The following is a 13,266-nucleotide window of genomic DNA, read 5'->3' on the forward strand; positions in this document are numbered from 1 at the left end:
TTGTTTTTACAATTCTAATGTGTAGCATTTGACCTGGTTAGTGCGGTCAAAATAGATAAAAAGTATCATAAGTAGTTGATTATCAGAAACTATTTGTTTGGATTATGGAAAGGCGGACAAGTCAGGAGCCGAAGCGACCATTTTTGCCTTACTCAACGACAAACAAAAAGAGTTTATCACTTTCGTGTTGAGCAAATACGTTGAAACAGGCGTTGACGAACTCGACCAAGAAAAACTACCTATCTTGCTGACAAACAAGTATCAATCATTAGAAGATGCGAAAGAAATTTTGGGTGATGTGACTAACATTAGTAGGCTTTTCATCGAGTTTCAACAATTTTTGTATCAGAAGAGAATTGCATAGGAGATTACTCATTTAATATTTAACCTAAGATATTTCCAAGACATTTTAATATATATTTAAAATTAAATATAATGTGAATTAGAGAAACTCTTCAAAAAAATAAATACAAATTCATATAAACTTTTAAGCTCCCTCTAAATGAAGGCCTTATTCCATGCTTCAGAAGTATTTAGTAACATCAAAATGAGTTCTGGCGAGGCCACAACATTTCCTACACTTTAGTTTTTTTCAATACAGGTATCCTACCTTACCCATTGCATTCATACCCAATTGATGCTTATTCATGCACAATTTTAAGAACCTGAAACGAACCTGCTATCATTTTAGGGCGTCCTTTTTCACCCGGTTGCATGGGCTCAAAATTAGCGGTAGGCATATAAATGGTATGCGTTGCTTCATCCACGCAACTGGTTCTGGCACCACGCTTAGTAGGTACATTTTCCACCACTTCATATTTGTCTTTAGATAGTTCTTTTATTACCGTCATAGTGCCCGATCCATTCGAAGTGCAGATATAATGCAAAGCAGGGTCAAACACCACGCCATCACATCCATCCCCTATTGGCAAATCAGCTACTATCTTCCCATTGTTGGCATCTACTACCATTAATCGTTTTTCACAACCGGCAAATAATCGGTTGGTGTGTACATCTATCACTAAACCAGTAGGTGATTCTCCCGGAGCAATTGGCCAATGGGCTATTACAGCCATTTTCTTAATATCAATCACCACTATTTCACTTTTATCTTCAATATTTACAAATATTTTCCCTTTACCATCGCTCACTGCAGTTTCGGGTTTGCCGCCTACTGCAATGGTGCCCACTACTTTATCTGCTGCCGGGTCTATCATCGACAAATCTTTACTTCTACCATTACAAGTAATGATTTTTTTGGAATAGCCATCATAAAAAATGGCATCCGGATTTTCACCAGTGGCAATCTGGCCAATTACTTGATTATTCGATAAATTGAATACAGTTACATTGTTACTACCGCCATTGCTGATATATCCTTTCCCCAACCCATGTACCAGTGCAATACCGTGAACGCCCTTCGTATTGGGAATAACACCCAATGAATCGCCGGTATTTTTATCGAGAATATTCACCTGTGTACCATGCGATACGTATAATTTATTCGAAGCGGCATCTACTGTTATGTAGTCCCACCAACCTGTACTGGCAATCGGAAAATGGCCGCTGAGGTGATAGCCGGATTGGGCTATACAGACTTGGGCAGTCATTATACTTACCAGGAGTAGGCAACAATAAGTGATAATTGATTTCATATTGTAATTTTTATTAAAAAAAGTTGTTTCATTGCGGTCATGAAATATGGCAACAATGAATGCGCAGTAATATAGAATAAGAATTTATGGGGTGTCCAATCAAAATTATGGGTACATTTTGTAGCAAATCTGTAGTTGTGTCTTGGACATTGTAAACGGGCTTTTCTATCTTCGAAAAAAAACCGTGTGCAGTGCCGCCGGTAAAAATATGCACATAGGTACACTGCGCATAATCTGGATGTCTTCATTAATACTACTTTCATTATTCAGAAACCTTAGTATGGTGTCAGGTGCGTTCTGTTTAAAAATAGCGGCAAATACCTCATGGCCGGGTAATAATTGTTTTTGCAATACGCGTAATAACACACTGTCAAACCACCTGAATTTTCGCTGTTGCAAAGAAATGCTGAGTTTAGGTTGCCCAAACTGCAACAGACTTTTTACAATGGCTTCCGTTTGTTGCTGTATAAAATAAAAAGCATAGCCACTGCTGCCCTTAGCCTGTCCGCCGGCAATACCTATATGAATAATGTGCCCTTCTTTTGGGGTAAAATGATAATTGGTCATAGGTATTTTCCCAAATTCCTCATGCAATACATGATATCCATTGCCAACTCCATATTTTTCCTGCAAGTAAGTATCAATGGCCGCATCGTATACTTCGTATGCTAAAAGTTGTTTGGTAAATAAAGTGTATTCTACCAATGCGGTATTTGAAGTAAATGGCAATACATACATAAATGTGGTGCCGTTGTGCTGACTTACGGTAAAATCCATAAAAGTAGCCATACTCGGATCAAAAACCGGTTGGTTGGTTTCTATTAGTTTTCCTTTAAAATGCTGCCATAAAAAATATCCTTTAAAATCATCAGGTGGCCAGTTGCCGGCATTTACAATACTGTTAAACACATACTCTCCGGTATATGTGCCATGATCAGTTACAACAGTTACGCCATTGTTTTCATTACGCAATGCCTGTACCGTTGCATATACCAATTGAACATTGTCAAATCCGGCGCTTTGCTGCAGCACATACTCGTAGAAATCAATGCCACGAATCATTTTGTATTGGTAAGGTGTAATTGAAAAATTAGTATCAACAGCAGGTGCCACAAACCGAAGCTGCTCCCATCTGTGGTGAACAATTGGCTCAAATAATCCGGGTGATGCTTCCCAGAAACACCAGGTACGGTCATTATTTTTTTTAGCATCCTTGTCAATCACCAGAATTTTTTTTTGTTGCATGGCAGGCTCTTGCAGCAAGCGCATTAATAAACTTAACCCGGCACAACCGGCACCGGTAATAATATAATCAAATTGCAGGGGCAAATATTTCTATTGATGATGTGAGGGAATCATTGTATTGTTTTGCGATTGCTGAATTTGTTCATCGCGTTTTACTTTATCCCAATATTTTTTGGCAACAATCAACATCCCAAAACTTTCGCCTTCTTCTTTCTCCAAATGTTTGTGGTGCATTTTATGCGCCCAGCGAATGGCTTTAACATACTTGTTATTGCTGCGCGTAAACCACTTAAACCGCTGGTGTATAATTACTTCATGCACCAGAAAATAAGCCAGCCCATATAAAGCAATGCCAAAACCAATGGCAGCGGCAAAATAATTGACATGCTGTAAACCCAGCATAATACACAACCAACTGGGTACGGCAAATATGAGGAAGAAGGCATCATTCTTTTCAAAAAAACCTTTCCCTTTTTGGTGGTGGTCTTCATGCAGGTACCATAAAAAACCATGCATAACATATTTATGGGTTAACCAGGTAATGCCTTCCATCACACAAAAAGTAGCAATTGTAACAAATATATAAATAGCTAACATCATAAATAAAGACTTAACACCAAAAAAAACAGGGCTTGAATAATGAACAAATGTACAGCGAAATGGTTCTTTTTATAAAAATCCATGTATTGAAAAACTGTTAATAAACCGGCACTGACAAGAAACCAGCAGAGATAATTATACACGGGTACCTTTATTGCATCCCAATGCCAAAAACCTAATTTAATGGCAGTAGGCTCCATGATTAAATCAAAGCACATGGCTAAAATGGCACCATCTATCACCATTACAATGCGTACCGACCTCCGGTCGAAAAATCCGTGCATATAGGTAAAAACCCTGAACAGGCGTTCTATCACAAATCGCATAATGGTACCACTGCAAAATACCACCACAAACCAATAGACCCCAATTAGTAATGGTACACCGGCTAATTGAATGCCCATTACTTTGCCATACACATAATCACCAAATAACCAGCCGGTATGTACACCAATCATTTCTGTTACCATTCCAATTGCAAAGCACAGGGCTGCGTACATCCAAAAAGCCTTGTTGCGTTTGCGCTGATTGGCGATTAACAAAAACAACATCAACAACAAATTGAGTGGAGTGAATGCCACAAACCAATGTTTGTAACCGGTAAACAATATACCGATAGCACCACTTACATGCACCAGCAATGCAATAAATACCGACCCATTTTCTATTTGTTTATCTGTCATCCCGGGTGCTGATTTTTTTCAAATAAGGAATGGCTAATCCACTCATAATTTTAGCGCTTTGCAAACATAAGGGTATACCTCCACCCGGGTGTACACTGCCCCCCACAAAGTATAATCCTTTGATGGTTTTACTGAAATTGGGATGCCTCAAAAAAGCAGCCCATTTGCTGTTGCTGCTGGTGCCATATAAAGCACCTTTATACGATCCGGTTATAGATTCAATTTGCACCGGATCTAATATGGCTTCTGCCTCTATCAAGGGGGCAATATCGGTATGTAACATCCGGTTTAATTTGTTAATGATGGCGGCTCGGGCCTGTTGTTGCATGACAGCCATATCTTTACGTGTTGCAGCAGGCACATTGATCATTACAAACCAGTTTTCCTTATCGGCAGGTGCCTGTATGCCGGGTTCACATTTGGCCGTAATGTTGATGTATACGGTTGGATCGGGGTACAGCTTTTTTTCATTGAATATGGCAGCAAACTCAGCGGCATAATTGTTACTGAAAAATATATTGTGCAGATCTAATTCAGGAAAACTCTTTGCAATACCCCAATAAAATATCAGAGCACTGCTACTCCGCTCCTGCCGGTCAATTTTTGCTGCTGTCTTTTCATCTTTTAATAAATAGCGATAGGTGAAATAAGTATCAACATTGCTCACTACCAGATTGGCCATGTACGGTACACCCTTGCTGTAAATACCTTTTATCCGTCCATCTTCGTGGATAATGCTTTCAACAGGGGCATTAAAATGAAACTGCACACCTTTCTTCAAAGCAAGGTGATGCAATGCATGGGTAATGGCAATCATGCCTCCTTCAGGATAAAAAGTGCCTTCATTCATTTCTAAATGTGGTATTACACTTAACATACCCGGTGCCCGGTATGGGTTACTGCCATTATAGGTAGCATATCGGTTAAATAACTGTGCCGTTTTCTCCTGCCGGAAATATTGTTTGTTCAGTTGGTGTAAACTTTTAAAAAGATGTTTGAAGCGAATTGCTGCTAAAGCAGTAATGATTTTTTTTTGAAAAAAAACAGCCGGTTGATGTAACGAATAATTTAAAAATAGCGTACCCACCTTGTTGTACAAGTTGGAAGCATCTTTTAAATAATGCGCAATATTGGCCGCAGGCTCACCAAGCATTTGCTCTGCTTCTGCGGCAAACTGGCTGATATTGGTATAAGCCACTACTTTAGTGCCATCTTCATAAAAATAACGACAGGCCACCGGCATACTACGGTATTGAAAATAGTCATGGATGGGTTCACCGGCCAATTCAAATAAAGCTTCAATATTGGCAGGTTGGGTAAACAAACTGGGGCCTGCATCAAAATGATAGCCATCCAGTTCAAAATAACTCAGCTTGCCACCGGGATAACTGTTTTTTTCAAATACCTGTACCGGATAACCTGCCACAGCCAATCGAATGGCAGCCGCTAAACCTGCTACACCTGCACCAATAATAATTACGGAGGGCTGTTGCTGCATGTAACAAATTTAAAAAGAAAATGCCGGTTGCATTTGCCACCAGGCATATACTTTTGGAAAAGCGATCTGAAACCAGGTGGTATACAACTGAGCATTGATGGTTAATTCATGCTGAATGGCACCCATAGCAGCATAACGAAAATGGTGCACTTCAGTATTGCAGGGTTCTATTGCTGCATCATAATAACCCACCAGTACATGATCAAATTCATGTTCGGTTAATCCATTTTCAAAAGGAGCACGATATACAAAATCAAATATTTTATGCAAAGGCGTGGTAAATCCCATCTCTTCACTCAATCTTCTTTCTGCGGCAACTATAATACTTTCACCGGGTCGGGGATGGCTGCAACAGGTATTGGTCCACAAACCCGCACTATGGTATTTCTGCAATGCTCTTTGCTGCAATAACAATTCTCCTTTTGTATTAAAAATAAATATACTGAACGCACGATGCAGCAAACCTTTCCGGTGGGCTTCCATTTTTTCCATCACCCCAATGACTTCATCTTTTGTATTGACCAACATTACAGATTCCATAGGAGCACTATTACATTTTTAGCATGAATGATATCGATTTGTATACAAAAACATCGCAAATTGTATACAGTTATATCGAATATTATAACAGGTTAAACTGACCGCGTATTCCGGCCTTTGCTAAAATAACCATTTTGCCATAATCGGGTATGCGAATGCGTTCCTGCATAATTCTATGTGGTGCAGTTTGCTTAATTTTTTTGAACAGGGAGAGGTAATATTTGTATGCTACATATACCCCAAAACGGGCTTTCATGGGCAGTTGCAGAATACCCTGATAGGCAGCATCAAAATCATCCTGAATATCGGCCTCAATGGCCGCTTTCTGCAAAGCACTGAAATTTTTGAAATCACATCCGGGAAAATAGATGCGGTCTAACCCTTCATAATCGGCCTTTACATCGCGCAGAAAATTTACCTTTTGAAAAGCAGCCCCTAATTTCCTGGCTGCCGGTTTCAATTGCGCATACAATGTTTTGTTTCCATCACAAAATACATGTAAGCACATTAAACCCACTACTTCGGCGCTGCCATAAATGTATTCTTCATAACCGGTACGGTCGTAACATTGCCGGGTTAAATCCATTTCCATGCTGTATAAAAAAGCATCAATTAAATCACGTTCAATATGGTATTGATGTACGGTTAACTGAAAACTGTGTAATATCGGGTTCAGACTGATCCCTCTTTCCAATGCATCATAGGTTTGCTGTTTAAATTCTGCCAGCAGGGTTGCTTTATCAAAGTCATGAAAAGTATCTACAATTTCATCGGCAAATCTTACAAATCCATAAATATTGTGAATGGGTGCCCGCAAATCTTTGTGCAGCAGGTTAATGGCACTGGAGAAAGAAGTGCTGTACTGCTGTGTAGTAATGCGGCTGCATTCCTGACTTACCGAGTGAAACAGTTTCATCATAAACAAATATTTTTTTTAATATAATAATTTTAGATTTTATCACAACAACATTTAACCAAATTTTTTTACCACTTCTTTTGCCACCACTTCGCCACTAATTAAACTGGGTGGCACACCGGGCCCGGGCACGGTTAATTGCCCGGTGAAAAATAAATTCGCTACTTTTTTGCTATGACACGATGGTTTTAAAACAGCTGTTTGGAACAAAGTGTTCGCTAAACCATAGGCATTCCCTTTAAAAGCATGGTATTGTTCAACAAAATCCGATTGTGCAAATGTTTCTTTAAACAAAATGGCATCTTTTAAAGACTGGCAATAGTGTTTTTCCATTCTTTCTATTACCTTATTAAAATACATTTCCCTTAACGATGAACTATCGCCTTCCAGACCCGTTGCAACGGGTATCAGTATAAACAAATTTTCATATCCTTCCGGCGCTACAGTATTATCCGTAACAGATGGTGCGCATACATAAAACAAAGGATCTTCCGGCCATGTTTTGGTGCTGTATATTTCACGACCATGCCCTTCAAAAGAAGTGTCAAAAAACAAAGTGTGGTGTGTTATCCCTTTTAATTTTTTATTGAGCCCAACATAATACAACAAGGCACTGGGTGCCATTACGCGTTTCTCCCAATATTCCGGCGTATAAGAGCGATAGGCATTGGGTAATAATTGTGTTTCTACATGATGATAATCGGCCCCTGCTATTACCACATCGGCTTCAAAGGTTCCGGCATCTGTAATAACGCGGCGTGCTATGCCGTTTTCAATGACTATCTCTTTTACTTCAGCGTTAAAATGAAACTGCACGCCCATTGATTCGGCCAACTGATGCATGGCCTGCACAATGCAATACATGCCACCCTGCTGTGGATACCACGTGCCACCTATTACGTCGGCATAATTCATTAAACTGTACAAGGCCGGTGTATTTTCAGGAAGTGCTCCCAGAAACAATACCGGAAATTCCATGAGTTCCCGTATTTTGGGATGTTTAAAATAACGGCCAACATGTTGTTTCATATTGGTAAACACATCTAATTTAAACAGCCCTGATATCAAATCTTTATCTAAAAACTCGCCCAACGAGCGGCCGGGTTTATGTACTAATTTTTGAATACCCACTTTGTATTTATAAGCAGCTTCCTCTAAAAAAACCTCCAAATGTGACGCACTGCCGGGCTCTAAACTTTCCAGCAATGCCTGAAAAGCCGGATAGCTGGCAGGAATATCCATCGGGCCATCTTTCCAAACTACCCGGTACGAGGGGTCTAATCGTTCTAAGTAATAGTAATCGCTTACCTTTTTACCAAACTGAGCAAAATACCGCTCAAACACATCGGGCATCCAATACCAACTGGGGCCCATATCAAACACAAACCCTTCGCAGTGCATTTGCCGCGCCCTGCCACCCGGACCACTGTGCTTTTCCAATAAGGTTACTTCCCAACCGGAACGCGCCATAAAACTGGCGGCCGACATGCCTGCAAAGCCGGCTCCTATAACAAGTGCTTTTTTCTTCATGAGAGGATACTAAGATAACACCGAATTAATGCCTTTCAATTTGCTCTTTCAATAATTTACGGGCAAAATGTATTCTGCTTTTAATGGTACCCAGCGGTTCATGCAATATATCAGCTATTTCGTGGTATTTAAATCCATCATAATACAACATAAAGGGATTGCGAAAGATTTCGGGCAAGTGATGAATAGCGGCCTGTACTTCTTTCATATTGATTTTGGAAAGTGCATCATTGCTCACTGCACCCTGATTGATGTTCAATAAAAATTCATTGGGCGTGCTATCGAATATGGTTTGCTGCTTGGCTTTTCTCCGGTAATTATTGATGAAAATATTGCGCATAATGGTATACAACCAGGCTTTAATGTTGGTGCCAACATTGTATTTATCCTGATTAGCCAACGCACGGTACAGGGTTTCCTGAAACAGGTCTTTGGCCTGCTCATTGTCTTTGGTTAACGTAATGGCAAAGGGTTTTAAAAACTCTGCGTTATTAACCAGCATTTGATTGAATTCTACTATTGACATAACCTGATTGTTTAAATTATGATGTTGTAAAGTTAAACAAATATTTTTCGTACTGCCAAATATTTTGTTTAATATTTTTTGTAAAAGATAAAACAAAACAGTGCACCATTCCAGTAGGTTTTTTAAGTATAACAGAATGAGCGGGTTATACACTGTATTTACCCATTTTAAACACGGCTGCACCATTTGAAGGTTTTGTTAAATCAACATGATGCCGGTTTTTGGATGGCCGGCTACCCTGCAAACACAGTGTACCCAATGTTTTCGGTTATAGATACGTGCTGCATATCTGTTTGGATGGGTATGCGCTTCAATAAGAGCCAATGAACCCATACCGTTTGCCGGTGCAGCAGCATTATAATAGATGCATTGTTTAGGCTGTTGCAGGCAATAAAAAAGCCACTACAACGGTAATGGCCTTCAGTGCTATAGGAAACAGGATTACTCAGTTTTTCCAATGGTAGCAATGTATTCCATTACTTCTGTCAGCGATTTTTTAAGACATATATTGTCAGGTACTTTCTTCTTATACTGCTGCACCAATTGTCCGGATATTATTACCGGTATTTGAGGCATTTCCTTATGAATATGATGCAGCATTTTCTCAAGATTGAAATGATGGGTAACAGAAGTTAAATGCGTATACATTAAATTGGGTTGCTTTACCTGAACTACATAAGCCATATCTTTAATGGGCACATTGGCTCCTAAATAATAAATTTTAACACCTCTACTTTTCATTAAATAATACATGAACAATAAACCCAGCTCATGATGTTCACCTTCAGGTAAAAACAATAAGGCAGTTTTATTGAGCTGTAAATGGCTGTGTGTGCTTTCAATGCCTACTATTAATTTTTGCCGGATAACATTGGTTACCAAATGTTCCTGCGCCGGATTAATGTGATTGGTTAACCAAAGAATACCAATCCGTTCCAAAAAAGGAAAAATAATCTGGGTAATGGATTTTTCAATACCCTTGGTCATGATGTAATTATCTAATACTGCCTCAAATTCTTCTAAATTCAGATAAATCATGTGACCAATGAGTTCATTCACTATCCGTTCCTGCTGTGCCTGAATATGTGCCAGCGACAATATTTTGTCGTTGATTTCAGCGGGATTCATACGGTCAATATGCGATATTTTAAAACCGTACTTATTTAACAAAGCAATGTTTAGCAAAGTGCGCAGTTCCTCATTGCTGTACAATCGTATATTGGTTTCAGTGCGCTGTGGCTTTAAAAAATTATAGCGCTGCTCCCAAATACGGATAGTATGCGCTTTAATACCCGACAGGTTCTCTAAATCTTTTATAGTAAACGCATTCATAGTATGTACAACAAGGCCGAAAAAAAATTGTTTACTTTTTCAAATATAAATATTCAACAGTATTCCGGCCGGGATTTTCTTTTACCGGGCAGAACGGGCCACTTGCAATAAATAGGCGCCATACCCGCTCTTAGCATATTGGGCTGCCAGGGCTACCAGCTGAGCTTCTGTAATAAAGCCCATCCGAAAGGCTACTTCTTCTATACAGCCAATTTTTTTACTTTGTCTTTTTTCAATTACCCGAACAAACTCACAGGCATCGCTATACGAATCAAAAGTGCCGGTATCTAACCAGGCAGTACCTCTGTTCATAATGCCTACCTGTAATTTACCTTTTTCCAAATACACCCGGTTTACATCGGTAATTTCATATTCACCACGGGGCGAAGGAGCAATGTTTTTGGCAATGTGTACTACTTCATTATCATAAAAATATAAGCCGGGGACGGCGTAATTAGACTTGGGATGTTGTGGCTTTTCCTCTATCGATAAGGCCTTTTGCTGCGCATCAAAGGCCACTACACCATACCTTTCCGGATCCTGCACCTCATAAGCAAATACTGCGGCACCTTCCACATCATTGAATGATTGCAGCAGCTTGCTAAATCCCGATCCGTAAAAAATGTTATCACCCAATACTAATGCTACTTTATCCTGCCCAATAAAATCGGCACCTATTACAAACGCCTGTGCCAACCCGTTGGGCACTTCCTGCACGGCATACGAAAAAGCACAGCCAATTTCTTTACCATCGCCGAGTAAACGCTGGAACTGCGGACTGTCTTCCGGCGTAGTAATAATTAAAATTTCGCGAATACCAGCCAGCATTAAAACAGAAAGCGGATAATAAATCATGGGCTTATCATACACCGGCATCAGTTGTTTGCTAATGCCTTTGGTAATGGGGTACAAACGGGTACCGCTGCCGCCTGCCAAAACAATACCTTTCATATTGTAACAATTTTATTGTAAAGAATGGTTCCGGTTTTAGAGTATGGTAACTGCATTTTGGTTGCTGCCATCTGTTTAAACGACCGAAACAACAATCCGGCGTTTGCAACTATTCCTTTGCTCAAAATCCACAAGTAGCTATCGCATCCTCCCACATAGGCAAAATCCTGTCTTTTTCTGAAATAATCAATGCGTCAGCAGGTATCTGCCAGTCAATCTGCAATTGCACATCATTGTATCGAATGCCCCCTTCTGCCGCTTTGTTGTAATAATTATCACATTTATAAAAAAATACCGCCCGTTCACTCAATACTACAAATCCATGGGCAAAGCCACGGGGCACAAACAACTGCAAATGATTATCGGCCGATAACTCCACGGCAAAATACTGCCCAAAGCTGGGTGAATCTTTGCGCAGGTCTACCGCTACATCCAGTACAGAACCTTCCAATACCCGCACCAATTTGGCCTGTGCCTGCGCCCCTTTCTGAAAATGCAGCCCCCGCAAAACACCTTTTAAGGAGGCCGACTGATTGTCTTGCACAAAGCAAATATTTAAACCGGTTTGTTTAAAAAAAGTTTGCTGATTAAAACTTTCAAAAAAATAACCCCGCTCATCTTTAAACACAGTGTTTTCTATCAAATAGCAATCCCGCAAAGGGGTAGGCGTTGTCTTCATACATCCATGTTTTAATGTTGGTGTCGTTTAGTGTACATGGTTTCATAATACTGCTGATAAGCACCACTGGTTACCTGTTGTAACCATTCGCCATTGTTCAGGTACCAGTCAATGGTTTCATTCAGTCCTTCCTCAAAAGTTACGGTAGGCTTCCAGCCTAGTTCTTTGTTGATTTTAGTAGCGTCGATAGCATACCGCCTATCGTGCCCGGGGCGGTCTTTGATATGTGTAATCAGTTGTTCACTTTCACCAGGGGCACGTTGCAGCTTTTCATCCATCAGGCTACAAAGTAGTTTTACCAAATCAATATTCTTCCATTCATTAAATCCGCCAATGGTATAGGTATCATTGATTTTTCCTTTATGGAATAACAAGTCAATAGCGAGTGCATGGTCTTTTACATACAACCAGTCGCGGGTATACAAACCATCGCCATAAACGGGAAGGGGTTTGCGTTGAATAATGTTATGAATGAATAATGGAATCAGTTTTTCCGGGAAATGATATGGCCCATAGTTGTTAGAGCAATTGGAAATAATGGTATTTAAACCATAGGTTTCGGCATAGGCCCTTACAAAATGATCGGAAGCGGCTTTACTGGCCGAATACGGCGAATTGGGATGATAAGGCGTAGTTTCAGAGAACAACCCGGTTTCGCCCAGCGCACCAAATACCTCATCGGTTGAAACATGGTAAAACAAATGATTATCCCAATGAGCCACCCAGTGCTTTTTAGCCGTATTCAATAAATTAACCGTACCCACTACATTGGTGTACACAAAATCCATGGGTGAAAGAATAGAGCGGTCTACATGCGATTCAGCCGCCAGATGTATCACATCGGTAATGCCCCATTGTGTGAACAATGCCTCTAAAGCAGCCGCATCGAGTATATCTACTTTTTCAAACTGATAATTGGCGTAGTGTTCTATATCTTTCAGATTGGCTAAATTACCGGCATACGTCAACGCATCGGCGTTAATGATGCGGTACTCCGGATATTTGGTCACAAATAAGCGCACCACATGCGAGCCGATAAAGCCTGCCCCTCCGGTAATCATAATATTTTTAGTGTACATGCTATTGTAATCCTTTCGTGAAATAATACAGT

General features: G+C 40.0%; 15 protein-coding genes. 1 reads left to right on the forward strand and 14 read right to left on the reverse strand.

Annotated features, from left to right (window positions below; all coding sequences use genetic code 11):
* Nucleotides 1-97: 97 nt before the first annotated feature.
* Entirely contained in the window at nucleotides 98-364 is a 267-nt protein-coding gene (locus tag EO766_RS10545; RefSeq protein WP_074419368.1) for a type I restriction-modification enzyme R subunit C-terminal domain-containing protein, read from the forward strand.
* Nucleotides 365-641: 277 nt separating this feature from the next.
* Here EO766_RS10545 and EO766_RS10550 read toward each other — a convergent pair whose 3' ends face one another.
* The 14 genes from EO766_RS10550 to rfbB form a co-directional block, all read right to left on the reverse strand.
* Nucleotides 642-1,655 carry a YncE family protein gene (locus EO766_RS10550; protein ID WP_074419369.1) on the reverse strand — a complete coding sequence of 338 codons (1,014 nt, stop codon included), beginning with the start codon at nucleotides 1,653-1,655 and terminating at the stop codon, nucleotides 642-644.
* A 165-nt stretch (nucleotides 1,656-1,820) separates the two neighbouring features.
* On the reverse strand, nucleotides 1,821-2,984 hold the full coding sequence (locus EO766_RS10555) for a lycopene cyclase family protein (protein WP_081298665.1): 1,164 nt from the start codon (nucleotides 2,982-2,984) through the stop codon (nucleotides 1,821-1,823).
* A 6-nt stretch (nucleotides 2,985-2,990) separates the two neighbouring features.
* On the reverse strand, nucleotides 2,991-3,500 hold the full coding sequence (locus EO766_RS10560; protein WP_074418300.1) for a sterol desaturase family protein: 510 nt from the start codon (nucleotides 3,498-3,500) through the stop codon (nucleotides 2,991-2,993).
* Entirely contained in the window at nucleotides 3,497-4,183 is a 687-nt protein-coding gene (locus tag EO766_RS10565; RefSeq protein ID WP_074418301.1) for a carotenoid biosynthesis protein, read from the reverse strand. Before EO766_RS10565 ends, EO766_RS10560 begins: the two co-directional genes overlap by 4 nt.
* Entirely contained in the window at nucleotides 4,173-5,681 is a 1,509-nt protein-coding gene (gene crtD / locus EO766_RS10570) for a 1-hydroxycarotenoid 3,4-desaturase CrtD (RefSeq protein ID WP_074419370.1), read from the reverse strand. Before crtD ends, EO766_RS10565 begins: the two co-directional genes overlap by 11 nt.
* A gap of 9 nt (nucleotides 5,682-5,690) precedes the next feature.
* On the reverse strand, nucleotides 5,691-6,221 hold the full coding sequence (idi, locus tag EO766_RS10575) for an isopentenyl-diphosphate Delta-isomerase (RefSeq protein ID WP_074418303.1): 531 nt from the start codon (nucleotides 6,219-6,221) through the stop codon (nucleotides 5,691-5,693).
* 82 nt (nucleotides 6,222-6,303) lie between these two features.
* A complete protein-coding gene (locus tag EO766_RS10580) occupies nucleotides 6,304-7,140 on the reverse strand; it encodes a phytoene/squalene synthase family protein (RefSeq protein WP_074418304.1) in 837 nt (278 codons plus the stop codon).
* Between the two features lie 51 nt (nucleotides 7,141-7,191).
* Nucleotides 7,192-8,667 carry a bifunctional phytoene desaturase/3,4-desaturase gene (crtID, locus tag EO766_RS10585; RefSeq protein WP_074419371.1) on the reverse strand — a complete coding sequence of 492 codons (1,476 nt, stop codon included), beginning with the start codon at nucleotides 8,665-8,667 and terminating at the stop codon, nucleotides 7,192-7,194.
* A 25-nt stretch (nucleotides 8,668-8,692) separates the two neighbouring features.
* Nucleotides 8,693-9,193 (reverse strand): RNA polymerase sigma factor, encoded by a 501-nt coding sequence (locus tag EO766_RS10590; protein ID WP_074419375.1) that lies wholly within the window; start codon nucleotides 9,191-9,193, stop codon nucleotides 8,693-8,695.
* Between the two features lie 233 nt (nucleotides 9,194-9,426).
* Nucleotides 9,427-9,651 carry a hypothetical protein gene (locus EO766_RS10595; RefSeq protein WP_074418306.1) on the reverse strand — a complete coding sequence of 75 codons (225 nt, stop codon included), beginning with the start codon at nucleotides 9,649-9,651 and terminating at the stop codon, nucleotides 9,427-9,429.
* Nucleotides 9,635-10,525, reverse strand: a complete 891-nt coding sequence (locus tag EO766_RS10600; protein WP_074419372.1) for a MerR family transcriptional regulator — start codon at nucleotides 10,523-10,525, stop codon at nucleotides 9,635-9,637. The genes EO766_RS10595 and EO766_RS10600 overlap by 17 nt, the downstream gene beginning before the upstream one ends.
* A gap of 81 nt (nucleotides 10,526-10,606) precedes the next feature.
* Nucleotides 10,607-11,476, reverse strand: coding sequence for a glucose-1-phosphate thymidylyltransferase RfbA (gene rfbA / locus EO766_RS10605; RefSeq protein WP_074418308.1), 870 nt, complete (start codon nucleotides 11,474-11,476; stop codon nucleotides 10,607-10,609).
* 121 nt (nucleotides 11,477-11,597) lie between these two features.
* Nucleotides 11,598-12,155 carry a dTDP-4-dehydrorhamnose 3,5-epimerase gene (gene rfbC, locus EO766_RS10610; RefSeq protein WP_074418309.1) on the reverse strand — a complete coding sequence of 186 codons (558 nt, stop codon included), beginning with the start codon at nucleotides 12,153-12,155 and terminating at the stop codon, nucleotides 11,598-11,600.
* A gap of 11 nt (nucleotides 12,156-12,166) precedes the next feature.
* Nucleotides 12,167-13,216: a dTDP-glucose 4,6-dehydratase gene (gene rfbB, locus EO766_RS10615; protein WP_218058144.1), complete on the reverse strand. Its 1,050-nt coding sequence runs from the start codon at nucleotides 13,214-13,216 to the stop codon at nucleotides 12,167-12,169.
* Between the last annotated feature and the right edge of the window lie 50 nt (nucleotides 13,217-13,266).

It is taken from the genome of Hydrotalea sp. AMD (assembly GCF_004100315.1).
In the GTDB taxonomy this organism is placed as follows: domain Bacteria; phylum Bacteroidota; class Bacteroidia; order Chitinophagales; family Chitinophagaceae; genus Hydrotalea; species Hydrotalea flava.